Source organism: Dyadobacter sp. NIV53, from assembly GCF_019711195.1.
Lineage (GTDB): Bacteria > Bacteroidota > Bacteroidia > Cytophagales > Spirosomataceae > Dyadobacter.
Map to the genome: position 1 here is coordinate 4,114,707 of NZ_CP081299.1, position 20,119 is coordinate 4,134,825.

The following is a 20,119-nucleotide window of genomic DNA, read 5'->3' on the forward strand; positions in this document are numbered from 1 at the left end:
AATATATCATTAATATTAATATTATGCTGGCATACGGTCTCAGATTTTTTTGAGCAATAAAAGGCCTTTTGAAGGATTGTAAATTATTTTTTGAAAATCTTAAACTGATGTAAAAGTGCTCCGTTACTTTCCAGACGGACAAAGTAAATGCCGGAAGAAATACCGAGTGATGACAGGTCCATGCTGATTAGCTGGTCATAACTTTGAATATAACTGACAGGAAGCGGCATTTTCTTTCCTGATGAATGAATCAGATAATATTCTATGTCTTTACTTAACAAATCGGCAGGCAGCTTAATGTTAAGAACAGTTTCCACCGGATTTGGATAAAATTGCCATTCCTTAATATCCCGCGCTATGTCAACGTCGCTGCCATAAGAAATACTGAACTGGATAGAATTTGAAATAATCGCCGAATCCTTATTTGTTGCAGTTACTGTCAATGTATAACGGCCAACAAAAGGCGTAAAACCACCTGTGTTTTCAAATAATGCATACGGAAATTTTGAGGTAGATGAGCTGATATTTTGCGGCCCTTTCAAATCGAAATGAACCTGGTCAAATTCAAAATTACCATAAGCAAAAATATTGATCAATGGAGGAAGTGAATCGTATGGAATAACATCATCTGCTCCGAGCGTTCGCAAAACCTGCTGGTTAACAGCACTACCGCCTCTGGCCAGCTCAAATGTAAGTTTAGGGATTTCTACCCTGAGTATAAACGGGATCTCTACGTATGCGCCACCATTGTCATATGCCCGGATAATCAGGCGGTAGTCACCTTCCTGTGTTGGTGTTCCTGAAAAAACATTCAATGAGAAATCAAGCCAGGAAGGCCGGTTTTGTAACGCAATTGTTGAAATATAACCATCAGTATCGCCAAAAATATCACTTGGTAAAATGTAATTAAACGGCTGGTTTACATTAGCGTATTTTACTGGTAAAGCTTTTTGAGCAAACGGGGCATTGTTAAGAAACTGGGGTTCTACCACTTTAATGGTGAAATAGGTTTCTACAAAAGCGTTAAGATCATCATATGCTTTTATAATAACACGATAACTGCCCAGTACATTTGGTGTTCCCGACAGGGCGCCGTTGGTATATGCAAGCCATGAAGGCAGTTCGCTTACTTCTACTTTTGTAACGGTTCCGTCTGCATCTAAAAACGCATCTTTAGGTATTGTGTAATTAAATGCTTTGTCAATGGCAATTGTCTGGTTAGAAAAATTACTGTTGACCGTTGGCGGTTTATTTGCATTTTCTTTGGTATCCACACGGATCGTGAAGTAGGCCTCACTGATACCCCCTTCATCATCTATACCTTTTACTAATATACGGTAGTCTCCCAATACGGTTGGTTTCCCTTTCAGGCGGCCAGCTTCGTAAGTAAGCCAAGCGGGAAGTGCACCTGCATCCATCCGTACAATCGTACCATCTACATCGGAAAATGTGTCAGTAGGTAATGCATAATTAAAGTCCTTATTTACCTGAATAATCTGCATGGGAATCGGCCTGAAAACATAAGGGGCATAATTTGATGCATCATTCCAATAATCAGGCGACAAAAGGTCTTCATCGAGTTTTATACGGACTGGTTTTGGATTAGCCGGATCCGCATAAGCCCTTCTGGCCCATTCACTGTATATAACATTGGTAGCACCTGACTTTTCGACTGCGGCAGAAAGCTTGTAACTTACTTCATCAGCATATTGAATAGGGACAATTGGTTTGTTCAGCCAGTTCGCTGATGCCTGCTGTAAGAAAGTCTGGGCCTGCTGCATTTGGCCGGTTGTGGATATTACTACTGAAATGACATTGGCTCCATTTTCAAAATTTTCATTTATCTGTTTCAAATGTGTTGCATTGTCCAGGGATGCGTCAGGGAATACTTCATTCGCTGCAATAAAGCTGGCAGGGGCATCACTTCTGAGAATATCTACTGCCCAACGGTGATCATAGGCCAGGCCATTATTTACTTTAATTCCGTCCGCATTTTCATTCAGGTCCTTATACGCCAATGTTCCTCTTAATGCAGATAAACCGTCGAAAACAGAGCCATGATCTGAAACAAACTTGATTGTAGGATCAACTGATTTTACAGTAGAAATCATTTGATTCAAATATTGTTTAAACATCAGGTGCCGGTAGATGTACCAGTCTTTTCCATAGCGCTGCCTGAACGATTGAAAAACATCCCAGTTGGTAGCAGGCGCCGGTGCCTCGTCAAATGTCTTATAATTGGTGCCCCACAAAAAGTTGAGCCGCTCTATTTTTTTGTAATTAGCTTTTAGCCATGCCTGAAAACCTTTGACCATTCGAGGTGAATAATCATAAATGGCTGACTGGTCTTTGCCATCGGCAATTAAACCAACGGGATATTCTCCTTCCTGAGTTGGCGTGTTGGTAACGGATATGAATAACAGATTTTTGGCGGTTTGTAGGTATTTATATCTTTCTGTAACTTCTTTTACAAAAGCAGCAGCCCGGTTAACTATAGGCCGGTTATCAAATCCAAAATAAGTATCCAGGTATCCACCCAATGCAGGCACGTTGGTGTTGCTGAACTGGCTGTCCGAAGGTTCCCAGAAACCATTAATTCTGGAAGCCGCTCTGCCCAGGTGAATTCTTATTGCTACTTTCATTCCTAAGCTTGTAGCCAATTGTATCTGTTCGTCAAACCTTGGCCAGTTAGGTGTTTCGGTTGGAGAATTGATATACACTTTATCCCATGGAATTGTGAGATAGACCGAATTGAGGCCGTTTTGCTTTGCCAGCTTAATAAGGTCAAGTTCGGAACCTTTTTCAACCGTAAGATTCAGGGACATGAGCGCCAGATAACGCTGAGGGTCTGCCTCACTTAATGTAGACTGATCCTGCGCATCAGCTTCATTGCCTGCAAAAAGCAAGAGAATCAAACCGATGAAGCTATATCTGATTAATAGTCTGGAAAATGAAGCCATAAATAAAGTCTTTACTATTGTATTTTGTCAATTATTTCAATCCAGTTCTCATATCCGTTTTTTACATTGAATTGACCGGCTCTTTTTATACTTTTCTCAGCATTTGTTAGAACTTCGCCGCTCATTACTTTACGCATGGCATCCACCATTTGTTTCACACTAAGGTCTTGTGTTACAATACCCATGCCTTCCTCCACAAACTCTGAAACTCCTCCGGAAGGAAAGGAAATAATTGGTTTTCCCAGCAGCGCCGCTTCTATCATGACCAAAGGGAAAGGGTCTTGGCGGGAAGTAAGTAAGAAACCATTACCTGCATTGAGATAGTTATAATAATCGTCCTTTTGTTTACCCGCCAAATGTATATGCGTTTTTGATTTTGTATCCGAGCATCTCTGTTCGGTGTAATAGGTCAGGCCGTCACCAAGTTTGTCACCAACCCATATTAAGTGTACATGGGGATCATTCAGCTCCTCGGCAATATCAGGCAAAAGATCAAATCCTTTTCTTTCCGAAGTCATTCCTGACAGTATCCAAATATAATCATCTTTAGGAATACCAAGGGTTTTGCGTATTTCTGCGGTCCGTTCTTGGTTTTTTGTGACTTTTTCTGTATCAATAAACGAATACAGGAGTGCAGTATTTTTACCTCCTGCCTGCTCAATTGCCTTACAGGTAACTTGCGAACAGCCAATTATTAAATCTGAATAGTCGATAATATTTTTTATATCAGATCTGCTCAGAACGGCATACGTCAAAGGCAGCTCATGAAAATGTGTTATAAATCTGATAGAGAATTCCTTTGCGATCGCGACCGTTTCAGGAAGCATCATTGTGTTAATGTACCAGAAATCAGCTTTAAATTCTTTCGCAATTTTTCGTAAATAATTTAACGTAGGATTAATTCCGAGTTGAAATTTAATCTTTTGTAAAAGGTTATAATCTTTTGGGACGATAAATACAGGTATGTCAGCAGGGAGTTCTTTTAGTAATTCGCCATTGGCAAAACTTACAATTCCAACATCAAAACGGTTTCGGTCTATATTTTGAATGATATACAATAGCATCATTTCCGAACCGGTACGCGTTGCATAAGGAGTAAAGAAAAGAATACGTTGTTTAGATTTTTCCATGAAAATATTTGGAAGCGGATTTAAGTTTGAGATGATGTGAGGAGATCTATATTATCGGATGAAGCAATTTTATAGAGCCCTTTTTTTAGAAATAATGTCCTTCCAAAGTATTTTAATAAGACGTTGGTTTTTCGTAAATAAATATATTGTGTTTTTAAATCTGAAAATGGATTACCAGAATTTTTCAGATTTGATACCATTTTCCAGATATAAATAACCGGAATCATCAGTACATAATTAAGAATCAGGAGCAGGTATTGAAAAATGCCATATTGTTTTCTGATCCATAAAAAATTGGAAACCTGCATTTGCGTACTGAACCTGTTAATCCATGAAATATTGGTACGGCGAAACGGGTTTTCATTTTCAAGATGTATAAAAGTACAATCTTTAAAATAGCAAAGTTTACCAACCTTCCCCAACCGGCCCGACCATTCAACATCCTCGCCATACATGAAAAAATCATCACTGAATCCACCTGTAAGTTCAAAACCCTTTTTTCTTACAAATATGAATGCACCAACAAGCCAGTCATACTGATCCGGATCCTCGTATTGTGGTTCGGGATATACTTTGTTTATGATTCTGGTAATAAAACCGCCCGGAGGTAAAATGAAAAAAGTTTTCCTGAATTCATTAAAGCTTTTATAAAATGGCATTGTTGTTCCATCCTTATAATGCTGAAATGCCCCGCATGCAATAATATCCTGTCTTTTAGTAAGCCTGTCAAAACAGCGGCCGATTACATTGTCGGTAACGAGTGTGTCGGCATTTAAAAGCAAAAAATAATCCCCGATTGCTATGAACATCCCTTTGTTATTGGCTCTTCCAAATCCGACATTGTAATCCATATCAATCCATTTTACGGCCGGATATGCATTTTTGACTATGTCCGCACCACCATTTTCAGGATCATTGTCCACGATGATTATTTCAAATTCAATATTGGATGTATGCGTATATATAGAGTCTAAGCAATTGAGAATGAGCTTTGGTGTGCGGTAATTTATGATGATAATGGATACATCCATGAATAGCGGTGCAAAGTTAAGGGGGCAAAAATAAAGAATCTCCCGGGAAGACTGTCATATCTTCACGGGAGACTATTTAAATTTATGAAGTTATTGTTGTCCGGGTTAATTCAGCCTTTCGTAGATACCGGCCACTCCTTGTCCGCCTCCAACGCATGCCGTCACCATTCCGTATTTCTGATTTTGTCTGCGCAGTTCATTAAAAAGCTGTACCGAAAGCCTTGCACCGGTCGATCCCAAAGCATGTCCGAGAGCGATAGCACCGCCATTAGGATTTACAATGTCCGGGTTAATATCCAGTTCCTGAATCACCGCCAATGATTGTGCAGCAAACGCTTCATTCAATTCAATTTGCTCAATATCAGCTAATTTTAATCCTGCTTGTTTTAAAGCAACAGGTATGGCAGCCACCGGTCCAATTCCCATGATACGCGGATCTACGCCTGCCGTAGCATAAGATAACATCCTGGCTATGGGTTTAAGGCCTAGTTCGTTCACCATTTTTTCTGACATAACGACCACAAAAGCCGCTCCGTCTGAGGTTTGTGAAGAATTTCCTGCCGTTACCGATCCACCGGCAGCAAATACAGGTTTTAATTTACCCAAAGCTTCTACCGAAGTATCGGCACGTGGGCCTTCATCCTGGGTTATGGTTGTTTCTTTTGTTTTTTTCTTGCCCGAAGCCGCATCAAAATAGGTTTCTTTTACTGTAATCGGAACAATACCATCGGAAAACCAGCCTTCCTGTTGTGCCCTCAATGCTTTTTGGTGGGACTGAAATGCAAATTCATCCTGTCTGTCCCGGCTTATATTAAAATCCTTTGCAACCTGCTCGGCCGTCAGGCCCATGCTTAAATAATAATCCGGATTGGTGTGGGCAATTTCATAATTTAATGCTGTTTTCCATCCCATTGTAGGTACCATAGACATAGACTCTGTTCCTCCGGCAATAATGCAGTCAGCCATGCCTGCATGAATTTTGGCAGATGCCATAGCAATTGCTTCCACTCCTGAACCACAATATCTGTTAATAGTAATGCCCGAAACGTTTTTTGGCAAAGCGAGCAAAGCAACATACCGGCCCATTTGCATGCCTTGTTCTGCTTCCGGTACAGCGTTTCCTACAATGACATCGTCAACTTGTGCGGGATCAAGGTTAGGCAATTTTTCAAGAAGGTATTTGATAACTTCTGCTCCCAGATCGTCCGGGCGGGTAAACCGGAAACCTCCGCGTGTTGCCTTTCCAACTGCACTGCGATATCCGGCAACAATGTATGCGTTCATATATAATGTTGGTTTTTTAGTTCAAAAAAATGGGGTTGCCACGGATGCACGAATTGACACGAACAAATTACAAATGTATTTTTTTAATAAAATTCGTGCAACCGTAAAAAGAAAACAAGCACAAAAAAATAGTATGCCTGCATACCATTTGTAAAATTAGCAATTATGTATAAAACAACAAACCGCCGGGATTTGTTTTCCGACGGTTTGTAATTACCAGTAAGTCCTGATGAATTTTTTATGATATAGAATGATGTTCTTTTACAATCTCTGAATTTTTAACACTTGCCGGCATCACCATCCAAAGGATAATATAAAATAAAACGATTGGAAAAGGTGCGGGAATAAAAATTCCCAAAACGAAAAGCACCCGCACGATTGTTACATCAATTTGAAGATAATCGGCTAAACCTGAGGCTACCCCGCCAATCATTTTGTTATTTATGTTGCGAAACAATTTATTGTTGTTCATGGCTATTTATTATTATGGTTTGTTATTGTTGTATCAAAGGTACTATGTAATACATGGTAGTTGTATTTAAAATGTTATCAGTGGTTATTCTGAATGAAAAGTGGTTGGTTTTAAGGAGGAAGAAGTGCTGAAGTTGTATGTTAATATTCAAGAATACCACATAGCTTCACAGAAAAATCAGGAAGAACATCCTCTCCATACAGCGTTTCTTCAAATGAGCAGGTTGTCAGAAATTCAGGTTGATGCATATAAGAATCTTTTAAAAAATATCCGCCATTTAATTCCGGTACTTTGCCTGTTTTATGGCGGCGGTTCCAAATAATAAGTTCGCTGTTATTGGAAATGCTAAGTGCAAAAGCAGGTGTAATGTTGATGAAGAGCTGCCCATTTTCATTAAGCTCTACATTCAAATCCGGATTGGCCACGCTGAAAGCGACTAATTCATTATTCGTAAAGGTTTCGATTGTAGGAATATGCAATGGAGTCCTGATAAAAGCATTTTAAGTTTAATGACTAATCAGTTAATTATTTACGATTTCATTTAATCAATGATAAACAACTATTATTTATTGTTTTTCAATAAATAATAGTTGTTTTATAATATTAAAGCAAATACTTTTGTTTAAATCTTAAACTGATCTCATATGAAGCCACAACTTGTCTTTTCGTTTCTCAGGATTTCGACAAACGTACTTTTTTACATACTGATTTTTATTACAATTGGCGTACTCTTTACTTATGGATTAAGGTTTTTAGATCCGGAGGGAACCATGAATGGATTTATATCCAATCATTCTGGCTTTAATCATGAAGTGATGTCCTTTGGAAATAAAGAAATAAAACCGGAGTTGTTCTATTCTGCTGACAGCCTGGTACAGTATTCTGCTATTTCTAACCGTTATAATCTGGTTGTAACGAGCAATTCAATATTAGGGTACTATACATTCCTTTCCACATTAATAGATTTGTGCTTTGGAATTATGATTTTATGGTTGTTTAAAAAGATATTCAGCGAGGCTGATCTCATTGATGCTTTTAAACAAAGTATCTATAAAAGACTGAATTTATTAGCAATTTTATTTATTGCTTCTGATCTGGTAGGCATTTTACATTACATTATTTTTAATAATCTATTGCATAATAGCATCTTACTACCCAGATTCGAACTTATAACTGATGTGGGGAATGGATTTATTACTGGCCTTATTATTTATGCTATTGCAATTATTTATCAGCGCGGATTGTCTATTCAGGAAGAAATTGATTTAACTGTTTAGCTCATGCCAATAATTGTGAACCTCGATGTAATGATGGCCCGTCGTAAAATGTCTTTGTCTGAACTTGCCGAACAGGTGGATATTACTTTATCCAACTTATCTATTTTAAAGACAGGAAAGGCAAAAGCAATTCGGTTTTCTACACTTGAAAAAATATGCGAAGTACTCGAGTGCCAGCCGGCGGATATATTGGAGTATAGCAAGTAAAGAGTGAGGCTGTTCAGGTAATCAAAAAGCAAATTGAACGTTAATATTGACAGTTGTATGCTTCGATAATTACTTAATTAACATTAGACTTTCCTTAGGATTATCCCACAACTTGCTAATAACTATTTGTAATAAATTACCTTTGCTCTTTAAAATGATAGATTTGCTGACAATCTGACACATATAAACTATCAGGCGTAATATTTTTTGGTAAAAGGGAACGAATAATAATATATATAATAGAGAATCATGTTTAAAATATTTTCGAAGCTATTCGGCACAAAAGCGGAACGGGATTTAAAAGAATTGACCCCTTATGTAGGGAAAATCAATGCTGAATATGCCTTATTGGCTTCATTGACCAATGACGAGCTCCGCGCAGAATCAGAAGGACTTAAATCTCATATTGCTTCCGAGCTTAAAACCATAGATGAACAAATTGCTGTTTTGCGCCAACAGGCTATTGATGAGCCAAATGTTGACAACAAAGAAGCGATTTTCAAGAAAATAGATACCCTGGAACTGGATCGTAACAAGGAACTGGAAAGAGTGCTTTTGGATATACTTCCAAAAGCATTTGCCATTGTAAAGGATACAGCCCGCCGTTTTAAGGATAACGAAAAACTGGAAGTAACTGCTACTTACTTTGACCGTGAGGTGGCTTCTAAAAAAGCACATGTTACAATTGAAGCGGACAAAGCATACTGGAATACAACCTGGGATGTAATTGGCCAGCCTATCAAATGGAATATGCTGCATTACGATGTACAGCTTATTGGTGGTGTGGTACTACATCAGGGAAAAATTGCTGAAATGGCAACAGGTGAAGGTAAAACGCTTGTTGCGACTTTGCCTTCTTTTTTAAATGCTCTTGCAGGATTAGGTGTTCATATCGTAACGGTGAATGATTACCTGGCTAAACGTGATGCAGAGTGGAACGCTCCGCTTTTTGAGTTTCACGGGATGAGCGTAGATTGTATTGACCGCCACCAGCCTAATACCACGGCAAGAAGGAATGCCTACAAAGCGGATCTTACTTACGGAACCAACAACGAATACGGTTTTGATTATCTCCGTGACAATATGTCACGCACGCCGGAGGAATTGGTGCAGCGTAAGCATCATTTCGCAATGGTTGATGAGGTTGACTCCGTTTTGATTGATGATGCACGTACACCGTTGATTATCAGTGGCCCGGTACCAAGAGGTGACGAACAGGAATATCTTGATTTAAAACCACGCGTACACAAGATCGTTGAGGCTCAGAAAAAGCTGGCTATGGATCTTTTGAACGATGCAAAGAAAAAGATTGCCGGCGGAGACAAAAAGGAAGGTGCTTTATCTTTGTTCCGTGCGCATCGTGGTATGCCAAAATATAAGCCTTTAATTAAATACCTGAGTGAATCGGGTATAAGGCAATTGATGCAGGAATCAGAATCTATTCATTTGGCTGAAAACCAAAAACTGATGCCGGTTGCTGACGCCCCTCTCTATTTTACAATAGACGAACGTCACAACAGTATTGAATTAACCGAAAAAGGAATTGACTTCCTGACTGGTGAATCGGATGAAACAAGCTTCTTTATTCTGCCTGATATTGCGGTTGATCTTGACGTAATTGAAAAAGACCCCTCTTTAACGGAGTCAGAGCGTATTGTTCAGAAAGAAGCATTAATTCGTGACTACTCTGTAAAAACTGCACGTATCCATACTGTCAATCAGCTTTTGAAAGCATATACACTTTTTGAAAAAGATGTGGAATATGTGTTGATGGACGGGAAAGTAAAAATCGTTGATGAACAAACAGGCCGTATTATGGATGGCCGTCGTTATTCCGACGGGTTGCATCAGGCGATTGAAGCCAAGGAAAGTGTGCGGATTGAAGATGCTACACAAACTTATGCAACTGTAACGCTTCAAAATTACTTCCGTATGTATCACAAGCTTGCCGGTATGACTGGCACAGCCGAAACAGAAGCGGGGGAATTCTGGGAAATATATAAACTGGACGTTGTTTCAATTCCAACTAACGTTAATGTAATCCGCAAGGATGAAGAAGATAAAGTTTACCGTTCTGTTCGTGAGAAATACAATGCAGTTACAGACGAAATCGTTGAGCTTGTAGAAGGCGGCCGTCCGGTATTGGTGGGTACTACTTCGGTAGAAAATTCTGAAATTATCAGCCGGATGCTTACGCTTCGTAAAATACCACATCAGGTACTGAATGCCAAGCAGCACCAGAAGGAAGCAGAAGTAGTAGCAGAAGCCGGAAAGCCGGGAACTGTAACGATTGCAACCAACATGGCTGGACGTGGTACGGATATTAAATTGACTGCCGATGCGAAAACAGCAGGTGGTTTGGCAATTATTGGTACAGAACGCCATGAAAGTCGCCGTGTTGACCGTCAGTTGAGAGGTCGTTCGGGTCGTCAGGGTGATACCGGTTCCTCACAATTCTTTGTTTCTCTTGAAGATAACCTGATGCGTTTGTTCGGTTCGGACCGTATGGCGAAGGTAATGGACAGAATGGGACTGGAAGAAGGTGAAGTGATCCAGAGCGGGATGATTACCAAATCTATTGAACGTGCACAGAAGAAAGTAGAGGAAAATAACTTTGGTATGCGTAAACGTCTTCTGGAATATGATGACGTAATGAACTACCAGCGTGATGCTATTTACACGCGTCGTCGTAATGCCTTGTTCGGAGATCGTCTGGCAGTTGATATTGCCAACACACTTTTTGATGTTTGTGAAGAAATTTCTTCTACAGCAGGTACTTATACAGAACTGGAACTGGCGGCAATTACTACACTGGGAATGGAGCTTCCGTTTACCGAAGCGGAGTATGGTTCAATGAGGCCAAATGACCGTGCCCAAAAACTATATGAAGCTGCCGAGAAACAGTATCAGGATAAAAACACAGGCATTTCACAAAAAGCATTGCCTATACTAACGTCTATTCAGGCTGAAAGAGGTGCTGCTATTACTGAGATTATGATCCCGTTCAGCGATGGGATCCGTCAGACCGGCGTAGTTGTCAATCTGAAAAAAGCCGTTGAAAACCACGGCCGTGAGATTACACACGAAATGGAAAAAGCCATTGTGCTTTCTCTGATTGACCAGGAATGGAAAGAACATTTGCGCGAAATGGACGACCTGAAACAATCCGTTCAGAATGCGGTGTTCGAACAGAAAGATCCATTGCTTATTTATAAATTCGAATCGGTAGAATTGTTCAAACGTTTTCTAAGCAAGGTAAACTTTGATATGATCGCCTTTTTAATGAAAGCAGATATTCCTCAGGATGATGCTGCTCCGGCAACGGCAATACCTCAAACAGTTCGTCGTCCTGCTGCACCTGCACCTGCTTTGCACACAAACCGGGAAGAAGATTTCGAGCCTGAAATGGACGGACCTGGTGAATATGCTCGTCAGATGGAGTCAACTACAAAAACGCAACCAGTCCGCACTATTAAAATTGCAGACAGAAATCAGAAAGTTTCAGTGCAATACCGTGACGGCCGTATTTTACGTGATGTAAAATATAAAAAAGTAGAAGCGGAAGTTAAAAACGGAGATTGCGTTGTAATTGAATAGTTTAGTGATAAAATAAACTGATATTTTATACAAGCCCCGCCTTTCAAAATGTGATTGGCGGGGCTTTTGTTAATGGTAAATCAGGATTTATACGATATTTGTATCTTCGGAAGAAGATATTAACAAAACTTGCCCCTGAATGAAATTGCACAAAGAAGGATACACGATCATGGCTGTTACAGCTATCGTGCTGATATTGATAAACTTAGGAATACAATATCTATTACCCGAAGGATACTGGATTACGCGTATTGTATTATTTATAAGCGTATTTGTTTTCGTTTTGGTAGTACAGTTTTTCCGCGTGCCATCCCGTACTGTCCATAAAAGTGATACACAGGTCGTAGCTCCGTGCGACGGCAGGGTCGTAGTGATAGAAGAAGTAGTAGAAACCGAATATTTCAATGGCCCGCGCCGCCAGATAAGTATATTTATGTCCCCATTAAATGTACATATCAACTGGAACCCTATCAGCGGTGTGATTCAGTATTTTAAGTACCACAAGGGATTATATCTGGTTGCCTGGCATCCCAAGTCCAGTACGGATAATGAACGTACTACGGTCGTGATTCGTACAGTAGAAGGAATTGATATTCTTTTCCGTCAAATTGCAGGCGCAGCGGCGCGTCGTATCCGCTGGTACGTGAAAGAAGGAGATAAGGTTGAACAAAGTACAGAAATGGGTTTTATTAAATTTGGCTCGCGTGTAGATATTTTTCTGCCATTGGATGCAGAAATAAAAGTGAATCTTCAGGATAAAACCGTTGGAAGTATTACTGTACTTGCTGAATTAAAGTAAGTTTTAAGAGATTTAACAACTTTTTGAAAGGCGGCGGCCCGGTGTTGTCAAATCTCTGTGATTTTTTAACTTACCTTCCTATCTGAGAAACCCAGCTTCCAATCTGCTGAAAAAAGGCAGGAACTGAATCCGGATAAACGACGGCCATAAACACCAATCCGAAAATAGCACCATATAAGTGGGCACTGTGATTGACATATCCACCTCCTTGTCTTCCCTGATAAAAAGAATAACCCAGAAAAAGTATCCCGAAAATGAATGCTTTAAGCTGGATGAAAAAATACAGATAAATGTCTGTGGTTGGGGCAAACAATATGAACGCAAATAATACAGCCGATACACCTCCGGATGCGCCCAAGGAGTTATAATTTGAATTATTACGGTGTTTCATAAAAGTAGGAATATCTGCAACGACTATTCCGACGATGTATAAAAACAAGTAATACAAACTTCCGCTTGCTCCGAACAGCATACCAAAAAGCCTTTCAATTCCTTCTCCTACAAACCATAAACTGAGCATGTTAAAGATAAGATGTCCAAAATCGGCATGGATGAAGCCGGATGTTACAAAGCGGTAATATTCATTACGTTTGGTCACTCTGTACGGATTCATAATCAGTTTGTCCATCAAACTGTAATTGTTGAAGGCATAGTAGCTGATACCGCAGGTAATAATGACGAGTATAAGGGTAATAGACATGAATAATTTTTAAGTGGTACAATAGTAATTTATTTCTCGCGCTCAACAAGCTGATGCACAAATTGCAATAAAGGCTGTTTACGTTCCTCGTCAATATTTAACTGTTCAAGACTGTTTATGCCGCGGGCAAAATAGTCATCTATTTTTTCTTGGGTAAATGTGCGGATTTGTAGTTTTTCGTAAATATCCCTTACTGCTTTTACTTTTTCTTCGGGTTCAAAATCTTCCTTAGAAATCCATTTTTCCAATTCAGACTTCACATCTCCGCTTGCTTGTGTAAGCGCTTCAATGAGTAAAAATGTTTTTTTGTTTGAAATAATATCCCCTCCAACCTGTTTGCCGAATTTTTCAGGATCGCCGTATACATCCAGCAAATCATCTTTTAACTGAAATCCTATTCCCATGTTTTCACCGGCTGCGTATAAAAGCTGTGTTGATTCCTCATCGGCCCCACTGATTATACCTCCAAGTTCCAATGCAAAACCAAGCAAAACAGATGTCTTGAGCCGGATCATTTCAAGATATTCTGATTCTGTAACGTTCCACCGCGTCTCAAAATTCATATCCAGCTGCTGGCCTTCACAAACCTTCGCGGCTGTCTGGTTGAAACGGGCTATAACTGAACGCAGCGATTCTTTGGGTATATCAAGTAAAAGATCATACGCTTTAATAAGCATTACATCTCCCGACAGAATAGCCGTATTGGCATTCCATTTTTCATGAACAGTTTCTTTTCCACGCCGCAAAGGTGCCCGGTCCATAATATCGTCATGCATTAATGTGAAGTTGTGAAAGACTTCAACTGCCATTGCAGGTTTAATCGCTTTTTGCCAGTCGTCGCTGTAAATGGATGCAGAAAGTAATGTAAGAAGTGGCCTGAAACGTTTGCCGCTCAGCGACATAATGTATCTTATGGGTTCATATAATTCGGCAGGATTACGGCCGTAAGTATGTTGTTCAAATTCGGTTTGCAGCGTTTGCAGCAGGTTTTCAGTTTTTGTCATTCGCGTCTGTTTCAGCTCTTCTTCCGTGGTAAGAGCCGGTTTAAAATTTATATAATATTTTGTTTATGCTATTTTTAGATCGAAACTGCGTTAAATTTTTCGTGATAGCTAGGGCTATCCCTGCAAAATTTGCCTTGTTTAGAGCAAAAAATAGACGATAAACAATTTTATTATACAAATTTAAACATGCTCTAAATACGGAGTATTTTTAAATTGTTAATCAGAGATGTATGCAAAGTAGGCAAATAGTGGTGAAAAACTCAAAACGAAGTTACGATCAATGGCTTTTATCTGACAAGCGGTCTGTCCGGTTGTCAGATTATGTTGCCGTTATGATAGAAAATTATAAAGTAAGCTTTCAATTTTCTACCAGGATGATAAATTACCGGCATTTTATACATCGCCTAGATCATAACAATATGATTTTAATACCTTTGGGTCAAACGTTTGTTTTTTATCCTAATCCTAATCTCAGCTATGCCTTTCCACCAATATTTCAACGGAGAAATTTTTCCAATTGATGCAGAATTATTTAAAACCAATGATCTTGGATTACTGAGAGGTTATGGATTGTTTGACTATTTCAGGACTTATAACGGTGTACCTTTCCGTTGGGACGATTACTGGCAAAGATTTGAGAACTCCGCCAAATTACTGAAACTTAAATTGCCATTAACCCAGGAAGAAACAGCAGATATTTTAGCTGATCTGCATGCGTTATCGGGAGAAGCTGAGGTAGCTTTCCGGTTTGTACTAACGGGAGGATATGCGCCTGATAGTGTAAATGTGATTCAGCCTAATTTTCTGATACGTACAGAAGCCTTACCGCAGGACAATCCGGCAGGACGGTTAAAAGGGATTAAAGTGCTTCCTTACGAATACGTCCGTGACTTGCCTGAGATTAAAAGTACAAACTATGTACACATGGTTCTGATGGCCGAGGAAATGAAAAAACAAGAGGCATCGGATTTACTTTTCTATAAGGATGGTGAAATTAGCGAACTGACAAGAAGTAATGTTTTTTTAATCAAGGACAATACTTTAATTACTTCGGATCAGAACATATTAAATGGTATAACGCGCCGTGTTGTAATGGAACTGGCTGAACATTATTTCAAAATAGAAGTTCGCCCGGTAACGTATGATGAACTGATGGAAGCCGATGAAGTTTTTACAACAAGTACTACGAAATGGGTAATGCCGGTCGTGCAAATAGGTAATCATCACGTCGGGAACGGCGAAACCGGAAAACAAACGCTTTTTTTACAAAAGCTTTTCGAAGAACTGGTAGGAGCGTGGGGAAAGTAGTTTAATAGCAGGAATAGCTGTGCCACGGATTACCGCATTCTTCTCTATTTAGACTTTACTAAGAAAAAATCTGCACTACCCGCGTGAACCCTTTTTTACACAAGAAAGCTGGCCTCCAATCCGGAAACCAGCTTTCTGCATTACCCCACAATAAGTTCTGAATTACTCAGGTGCAAGAGGGGAATTCAGGTTTACAATCGGCCATATACCAGGTCGTGGTACACTGACTCCTTTTGTTAAACCCCTTGTTTGCTGATCGTTTCCAAAGTAATACAATGGCCATCCTTTATAAGTAAGCTGTTTTTTGCCAAACACATCAATGGTAGTAAAAAGCGCTTTATCAACAGTAGAAGGTAAATCCTTCAATTCAGCCGAATAAATTGGCCAGCTTGCGTCATGTGCCTCAACATTTGTCGTCCAGTTATTGTCGTTCTTTTTGTCATTTGCAAAGCCATAAAGTGTGCGGCCCATGTCATCTACAAAGAATTTGGTTGCGCCCGTTCCCTCCTTATAAGTAGAATCATAAGATTTTCCATCATTACCTACGAGCTGTTTATTCGCAATCATAACGGTGTAGGTGGTTTTAGCAACAAACCATACTTTACCCACATTTTCCCCGGTTACATCTCCGGGTGCCACATCTTTTTGATAGTAATATAATGGCCATCCTTTGTAAGTAACCTGGGTCTGGCCATCGGCCCGGGTAATTGAGCTGAATTCAGTAGCTGTCAGGCTTGGATCCAACTTAGGGCTTGCTTTTGAAAAAATGGGCCATGCCGTCAAACAGCCACCGGTACAGGTCGAAGAACCGTCCACATCATTGGAAAAAAAATACAGTGTTTTTCCAGCTGCATCAGTTAAAACATTACCCAGTGAAGTCTGCTTCACCATCACATCATACGTTACAACAGGCGGGGTAATCGGGTCGTCGTCGGAGCAGGATAAACTGGCAGCGACCAGGAAGGCCATTGTTACCAGCTGGCGGGAAAAATTGAAGAATTTCATTGGGACGTAATTTTTATTGTTAGAGATGAATTGGTTTTTTAGTGCATACGGATAATCAGAAGTGAGGGTTGCGTGATACACTACAACCTTGATGATGATTTTTAAACAATAAAAATCAGGGCATAAAAAAACAGCATAACCGGGAAGGATTATGCTGTTTTTTGAAAATAGTAAATCTTTAAACTTAACTCCAGCCCTGCGCCGTAATCGGAACACGGCTATCCTGTTGGGTATGAAGCATGATCTCTTCCTTTTTATCCGTTATGTATCCGATTACACTAATTTTCGGGTTGTTTTTGATCAGGTCATAAGCTTGCTGTGAAACCGTGAAAAGTAATTCATAATCCTCTCCGCCATTCATGGCTGCTGTGATCGGGCTGAGATTGAGCTCCGTACCAGCCAGATAAGTCTGGTCATCAATCGGGAGCTTATCTTCAAATACAATAGCTCCAACTCCTGATTGTGCACAAATATGTAACAGGTCAGAAGCCAGTCCGTCTGAGACATCAATCATGGAAGTTGGCAAAACGCCTGCTTCCGCCAGTTCATAGACTACATCCATACGTGCTTCCGGGCGAAGCTGGCGCTGAATTACATAATCTTTTCCTTCCAGATCAGGCTGCATATTAGGATCAGCCAAAAATACCTGCTTCTCTCTTTCCAGTAACTGAAGTCCCATATAAGCACCACCCAGATCACCCGTAACACAAAGCAGATCGTGTGGTTTGGCCGTATTTCTGTAAGCAATTTTATCTTTTTGAACTTTGCCAAAAACGCTGACCGAAATAAACAAGCCTGATAACGAAGAAGAAGTATCGCCACCCACCAGATCTACATTAAAATCAGCACATGCCGTTTTCATTCCTTCGTACAATTCGTCGATTGCTTCTACGGAAAAACGATTGCTCAATGCCAGGTTTACGGTAACCTGCCGCGGTGTACCGTTCATAGCCGCAATGTCAGAAACATTAATTGATATAGCTTTGTATCCCAGGTGTTTAAGAGGGAAAAATGTAAGGTCAAAATGCACGCCTTCCATCAGCATGTCCGACGATAACAATCCATATTCTTCTGTTCCCAGATCGATTACGGCTGCATCGTCGCCAATTCCTTTTATAGTATCAGGCAAAGTATTTTTTATTCCCTGGTTAATTCTTTTGATCAGGCCAAATTCGCCTAAGCTGCTGATTTCTGTTCTTGCTTCCATTTTACAAAATTATACAAAAAAATGAAGCCACTTCTTGAAGGGAAATGGCTTCGCTAAATTCATTGTTATTCAATACATTACATCAGTTCCTATCATGTAGTTCAATCAGGATGATTGATTCTGTCAGGGTAATTCCATTACCGTAATGGAATTATGGATTACTAAGCGTGTATTCGTTTGTTGTATTTCCGGTTTTAGGACTGGCTGTTAAACGGGTAAGTACAAGTTTGGTATCATCGATAGAAGTAATCGTAAATTTAAGCGATCCTCCGCTTCCGGTCGGGGCAGGAGTAAGGCCTGATAAAACAAGTACCGTTTCACCTTCCAAAGCCCATGTGCCTGTAAAAGTATTACCGTCAAATTCCGTGTAAGTGGCAGTCTGCACACCGGATGCACTGGTAAGCGTTAGCCGGAAAGCGGAATAAGCCGGTCTGGTATTATTGGAACCGCCACGGGTGTAAACTACAACTGTTCCTTCCTTAACAGATTGCGCAGTCCATGCTTTACCGATACGTTCTGATAATGGTTTTACTTTGTCTTTTCCACATCCTGCTGCCATTAGTGTGAGCATCAGCATTATGCCCAGAAGTTGAGAGTAGCCTTTTTTCATATTTTCGTTCTAAATGAATTCTTTAACAAAACGCCAAGTTCATACTTTTTATTCTTAATATCAAAATATTCTGACATACCGGAATTAAGTGCCTGTTAAAATTTGTAATATAAATTTCTTTATCTCTTAATTTTAGTACGACTGTCGCGCGGCGAAACAAAGCGGATTTTGATGGATAACCCTGGCTATCGCAGCGGCGCACCATCCTGAAAAATTTAACGCAGCGGCCGGCGCCCGGTTGTAACCCAAAAATAGCATAAAGAAATTGTATAATAATTTTAAACAAGGTCTCAAATATATTCGAATAATCATTATGCCTAAATTGCAGTACGAAAAATCATAAAATGAAAGAGTATACAAGAGCGCAACTGGCGCTGCGAAACGGGCAGGATAAAGAAGATATATGGTGTGCTTATCAGGGAATTATATATGACGTAACTTCTTCCAGATTATGGAGAAACGGGCATCATTATGAACATTGGGCAGGACAGGACCTTACAAAAGAGCTGGGTGATGCACCACATACCAAAAGCGTGTTCGAAAAATTCAAAGCAATTGGGAAATTAATCACAGTGTAATACAAATCAATTAATAATCGCCAAAACGGAAAGCCAGCACAAATGATTTCCAAACCCAATATTTTAATTGCCGATAGCGGTTCTACTAAAACAGACTGGATTTTAAAACTTTCATCCGGAGAGCATTTCCAATTCCACTCTGCCGGCCTGAATCCTTTTTACCAGACTGAAAATGATGTTATTTCTGTTTTAAAAAGAGAAGTTCTGCCTCATCTTTCCGGTTCAATTGAACAAATTTTCTTTTACGGTGCCGGATGTGCAGACGAAGTAACGAGCCGCCCGATTACAAATGCATTGATATCTGGTGTTCCCACGGCTCAAATCGTAGAAGTGGCTTCTGATATGCTTGGAGCGGCAAGAGGATTGTGTGGAAAAGAACCTGGTTTGGCGTGTATTTTAGGTACGGGTGCAAATAATGCGTTTTACGACGGTGGAAAAATTGTCCGGTCAGTTGGTTCACTTGGGTTTTGGCTGGGCGATGAAGGAAGCGGCTCTTATCTGGGCAAAACGCTGGTTGTACATTTTCTGCAAAACGAATTACCGAAAGACCTGCATCAGCAATTTGCCGATATATATCCTGAAATTAACAGACTTTCAGTTTTGGATAATGCCTACAAAAAACCTTTTCCCAACCGATATTTCGCCACTTTTTCAAGTTTCATTTTTGATCATATAAAGCATCCGTTTATAGAAGATCTTGTAAGCTGTGCATTCGGTCTTTTTATTGAAAAGTATGTTTTAAAACACGAAAATCCAGAAAAATATCCTGTGCATTTCACCGGATCAGTAGCCTATTATTATCAGGATATTTTACAAAAAAGTTTAAGAAACAAAGGTTTAATGCCGGGTAAAATTTTAAAATCACCACTGGAAGGTTTGTTGGAATATCACTTATAAAATAAAAAAAATTGAGGTTGAGCTTGCATATAAATAAGCGTTAATCCGTTTGT

General features: G+C 39.8%; 18 protein-coding genes. 7 read left to right on the forward strand and 11 right to left on the reverse strand.

Going from position 1 to position 20,119, the window contains the following annotated elements; genetic code table 11:
- Nucleotides 1–83 precede the first annotated feature (83 nt).
- From KZC02_RS16810 to KZC02_RS16835, 6 genes are all read right to left on the reverse strand, one after another.
- Nucleotides 84–2,960, reverse strand: a complete 2,877-nt coding sequence (locus KZC02_RS16810; protein ID WP_221389771.1) for a putative Ig domain-containing protein — start codon at nucleotides 2,958–2,960, stop codon at nucleotides 84–86.
- Between the two features lie 14 nt (nucleotides 2,961–2,974).
- Entirely contained in the window at nucleotides 2,975–4,090 is a 1,116-nt protein-coding gene (locus tag KZC02_RS16815; RefSeq protein ID WP_221389772.1) for a glycosyltransferase, read from the reverse strand.
- Between the two features lie 20 nt (nucleotides 4,091–4,110).
- Nucleotides 4,111–5,121 (reverse strand): glycosyltransferase family 2 protein, encoded by a 1,011-nt coding sequence (locus KZC02_RS16820; protein ID WP_221389773.1) that lies wholly within the window; start codon nucleotides 5,119–5,121, stop codon nucleotides 4,111–4,113.
- A 105-nt stretch (nucleotides 5,122–5,226) separates the two neighbouring features.
- Nucleotides 5,227–6,405, reverse strand: coding sequence for an acetyl-CoA C-acyltransferase (locus KZC02_RS16825; RefSeq protein WP_221389774.1), 1,179 nt, complete (start codon nucleotides 6,403–6,405; stop codon nucleotides 5,227–5,229).
- Nucleotides 6,406–6,643: 238 nt separating this feature from the next.
- Complete coding sequence (locus KZC02_RS16830) at nucleotides 6,644–6,877, reverse strand: PspC domain-containing protein (RefSeq protein ID WP_221389775.1); 234 nt, start codon at nucleotides 6,875–6,877, stop codon at nucleotides 6,644–6,646.
- 140 nt (nucleotides 6,878–7,017) lie between these two features.
- Nucleotides 7,018–7,356: a hypothetical protein gene (locus KZC02_RS16835; RefSeq protein WP_221389776.1), complete on the reverse strand. Its 339-nt coding sequence runs from the start codon at nucleotides 7,354–7,356 to the stop codon at nucleotides 7,018–7,020.
- A 165-nt stretch (nucleotides 7,357–7,521) separates the two neighbouring features.
- On the opposite strand from KZC02_RS16835, the gene KZC02_RS16840 reads away from it, so the two are divergent.
- The 4 genes from KZC02_RS16840 (at nucleotide 7,522) to KZC02_RS16855 (ending at nucleotide 12,757) form a co-directional block, all read left to right on the forward strand.
- Nucleotides 7,522–8,154 (forward strand): DUF2975 domain-containing protein, encoded by a 633-nt coding sequence (locus KZC02_RS16840; protein WP_221389777.1) that lies wholly within the window; start codon nucleotides 7,522–7,524, stop codon nucleotides 8,152–8,154.
- A 3-nt stretch (nucleotides 8,155–8,157) separates the two neighbouring features.
- Nucleotides 8,158–8,361 (forward strand): helix-turn-helix transcriptional regulator, encoded by a 204-nt coding sequence (locus KZC02_RS16845; protein WP_221389778.1) that lies wholly within the window; start codon nucleotides 8,158–8,160, stop codon nucleotides 8,359–8,361.
- A 249-nt stretch (nucleotides 8,362–8,610) separates the two neighbouring features.
- Nucleotides 8,611–11,958, forward strand: a complete 3,348-nt coding sequence (gene secA, locus KZC02_RS16850; RefSeq protein WP_221389779.1) for a preprotein translocase subunit SecA — start codon at nucleotides 8,611–8,613, stop codon at nucleotides 11,956–11,958.
- Between the two features lie 139 nt (nucleotides 11,959–12,097).
- On the forward strand, nucleotides 12,098–12,757 hold the full coding sequence (locus KZC02_RS16855) for a phosphatidylserine decarboxylase family protein (protein WP_221389780.1): 660 nt from the start codon (nucleotides 12,098–12,100) through the stop codon (nucleotides 12,755–12,757).
- Between the two features lie 70 nt (nucleotides 12,758–12,827).
- On the opposite strand, the gene KZC02_RS16860 is transcribed toward KZC02_RS16855, so the two are convergent.
- Together KZC02_RS16860 and KZC02_RS16865 are read right to left on the reverse strand one after the other, a co-directional pair.
- Nucleotides 12,828–13,457, reverse strand: a complete 630-nt coding sequence (locus KZC02_RS16860) for a rhomboid family intramembrane serine protease (protein WP_221389781.1) — start codon at nucleotides 13,455–13,457, stop codon at nucleotides 12,828–12,830.
- A gap of 29 nt (nucleotides 13,458–13,486) precedes the next feature.
- Nucleotides 13,487–14,461, reverse strand: a complete 975-nt coding sequence (locus KZC02_RS16865; RefSeq protein WP_221389782.1) for a polyprenyl synthetase family protein — start codon at nucleotides 14,459–14,461, stop codon at nucleotides 13,487–13,489.
- Nucleotides 14,462–14,938: 477 nt separating this feature from the next.
- On the opposite strand from KZC02_RS16865, the gene KZC02_RS16870 reads away from it, so the two are divergent.
- A complete protein-coding gene (locus tag KZC02_RS16870) occupies nucleotides 14,939–15,769 on the forward strand; it encodes an aminotransferase class IV (protein ID WP_221389783.1) in 831 nt (276 codons plus the stop codon).
- Nucleotides 15,770–15,931: 162 nt separating this feature from the next.
- Here KZC02_RS16870 and KZC02_RS16875 read toward each other — a convergent pair whose 3' ends face one another.
- The 3 genes from KZC02_RS16875 to KZC02_RS16885 form a co-directional block, all read right to left on the reverse strand.
- Nucleotides 15,932–16,774 carry a hypothetical protein gene (locus KZC02_RS16875; protein WP_221389784.1) on the reverse strand — a complete coding sequence of 281 codons (843 nt, stop codon included), beginning with the start codon at nucleotides 16,772–16,774 and terminating at the stop codon, nucleotides 15,932–15,934.
- A 184-nt stretch (nucleotides 16,775–16,958) separates the two neighbouring features.
- Complete coding sequence (gene thiL, locus KZC02_RS16880) at nucleotides 16,959–17,981, reverse strand: thiamine-phosphate kinase (RefSeq protein ID WP_221389785.1); 1,023 nt, start codon at nucleotides 17,979–17,981, stop codon at nucleotides 16,959–16,961.
- Nucleotides 17,982–18,132: 151 nt separating this feature from the next.
- The gene (locus KZC02_RS16885; RefSeq protein ID WP_229253641.1) at nucleotides 18,133–18,591 is read right to left on the reverse strand and encodes a hypothetical protein; all 459 of its coding nucleotides are present in this window, start codon (nucleotides 18,589–18,591) and stop codon (nucleotides 18,133–18,135) included.
- Nucleotides 18,592–18,935: 344 nt separating this feature from the next.
- On the opposite strand from KZC02_RS16885, the gene KZC02_RS16890 reads away from it, so the two are divergent.
- Together KZC02_RS16890 and KZC02_RS16895 are read left to right on the forward strand one after the other, a co-directional pair.
- A complete protein-coding gene (locus KZC02_RS16890; RefSeq protein ID WP_221389786.1) occupies nucleotides 18,936–19,169 on the forward strand; it encodes a cytochrome b5 domain-containing protein in 234 nt (77 codons plus the stop codon).
- Nucleotides 19,170–19,211: 42 nt separating this feature from the next.
- Nucleotides 19,212–20,066 (forward strand): N-acetylglucosamine kinase, encoded by an 855-nt coding sequence (locus tag KZC02_RS16895; RefSeq protein ID WP_221389787.1) that lies wholly within the window; start codon nucleotides 19,212–19,214, stop codon nucleotides 20,064–20,066.
- Nucleotides 20,067–20,119: the final 53 nt, after the last annotated feature.

What these genes read in the sequence shown, in the direction of transcription:
- KZC02_RS16810 (WP_221389771.1), bottom strand. Translation starts at nt 2,960, where the DNA reads ATGGCTTCATTTTCCAGACTATTAATCAGATATAGCTTCATCGGTTTG.
- KZC02_RS16815 (WP_221389772.1), bottom strand. Translation starts at nt 4,090, where the DNA reads ATGGAAAAATCTAAACAACGTATTCTTTTCTTTACTCCTTATGCAACG.
- KZC02_RS16820 (WP_221389773.1), bottom strand. Translation starts at nt 5,121, where the DNA reads ATGGATGTATCCATTATCATCATAAATTACCGCACACCAAAGCTCATT.
- KZC02_RS16825 (WP_221389774.1), bottom strand. Translation starts at nt 6,405, where the DNA reads ATGAACGCATACATTGTTGCCGGATATCGCAGTGCAGTTGGAAAGGCA.
- KZC02_RS16830 (WP_221389775.1), bottom strand. Translation starts at nt 6,877, where the DNA reads ATGAACAACAATAAATTGTTTCGCAACATAAATAACAAAATGATTGGC.
- KZC02_RS16840 (WP_221389777.1), top strand. Translation starts at nt 7,522, where the DNA reads ATGAAGCCACAACTTGTCTTTTCGTTTCTCAGGATTTCGACAAACGTA.
- KZC02_RS16845 (WP_221389778.1), top strand. Translation starts at nt 8,158, where the DNA reads ATGCCAATAATTGTGAACCTCGATGTAATGATGGCCCGTCGTAAAATG.
- secA (WP_221389779.1), top strand. Translation starts at nt 8,611, where the DNA reads ATGTTTAAAATATTTTCGAAGCTATTCGGCACAAAAGCGGAACGGGAT.
- KZC02_RS16855 (WP_221389780.1), top strand. Translation starts at nt 12,098, where the DNA reads ATGAAATTGCACAAAGAAGGATACACGATCATGGCTGTTACAGCTATC.
- KZC02_RS16860 (WP_221389781.1), bottom strand. Translation starts at nt 13,457, where the DNA reads ATGTCTATTACCCTTATACTCGTCATTATTACCTGCGGTATCAGCTAC.
- KZC02_RS16865 (WP_221389782.1), bottom strand. Translation starts at nt 14,461, where the DNA reads ATGACAAAAACTGAAAACCTGCTGCAAACGCTGCAAACCGAATTTGAA.
- KZC02_RS16870 (WP_221389783.1), top strand. Translation starts at nt 14,939, where the DNA reads ATGCCTTTCCACCAATATTTCAACGGAGAAATTTTTCCAATTGATGCA.
- KZC02_RS16875 (WP_221389784.1), bottom strand. Translation starts at nt 16,774, where the DNA reads ATGAAATTCTTCAATTTTTCCCGCCAGCTGGTAACAATGGCCTTCCTG.
- thiL (WP_221389785.1), bottom strand. Translation starts at nt 17,981, where the DNA reads ATGGAAGCAAGAACAGAAATCAGCAGCTTAGGCGAATTTGGCCTGATC.
- KZC02_RS16885 (WP_229253641.1), bottom strand. Translation starts at nt 18,591, where the DNA reads ATGAAAAAAGGCTACTCTCAACTTCTGGGCATAATGCTGATGCTCACA.
- KZC02_RS16890 (WP_221389786.1), top strand. Translation starts at nt 18,936, where the DNA reads ATGAAAGAGTATACAAGAGCGCAACTGGCGCTGCGAAACGGGCAGGAT.
- KZC02_RS16895 (WP_221389787.1), top strand. Translation starts at nt 19,212, where the DNA reads ATGATTTCCAAACCCAATATTTTAATTGCCGATAGCGGTTCTACTAAA.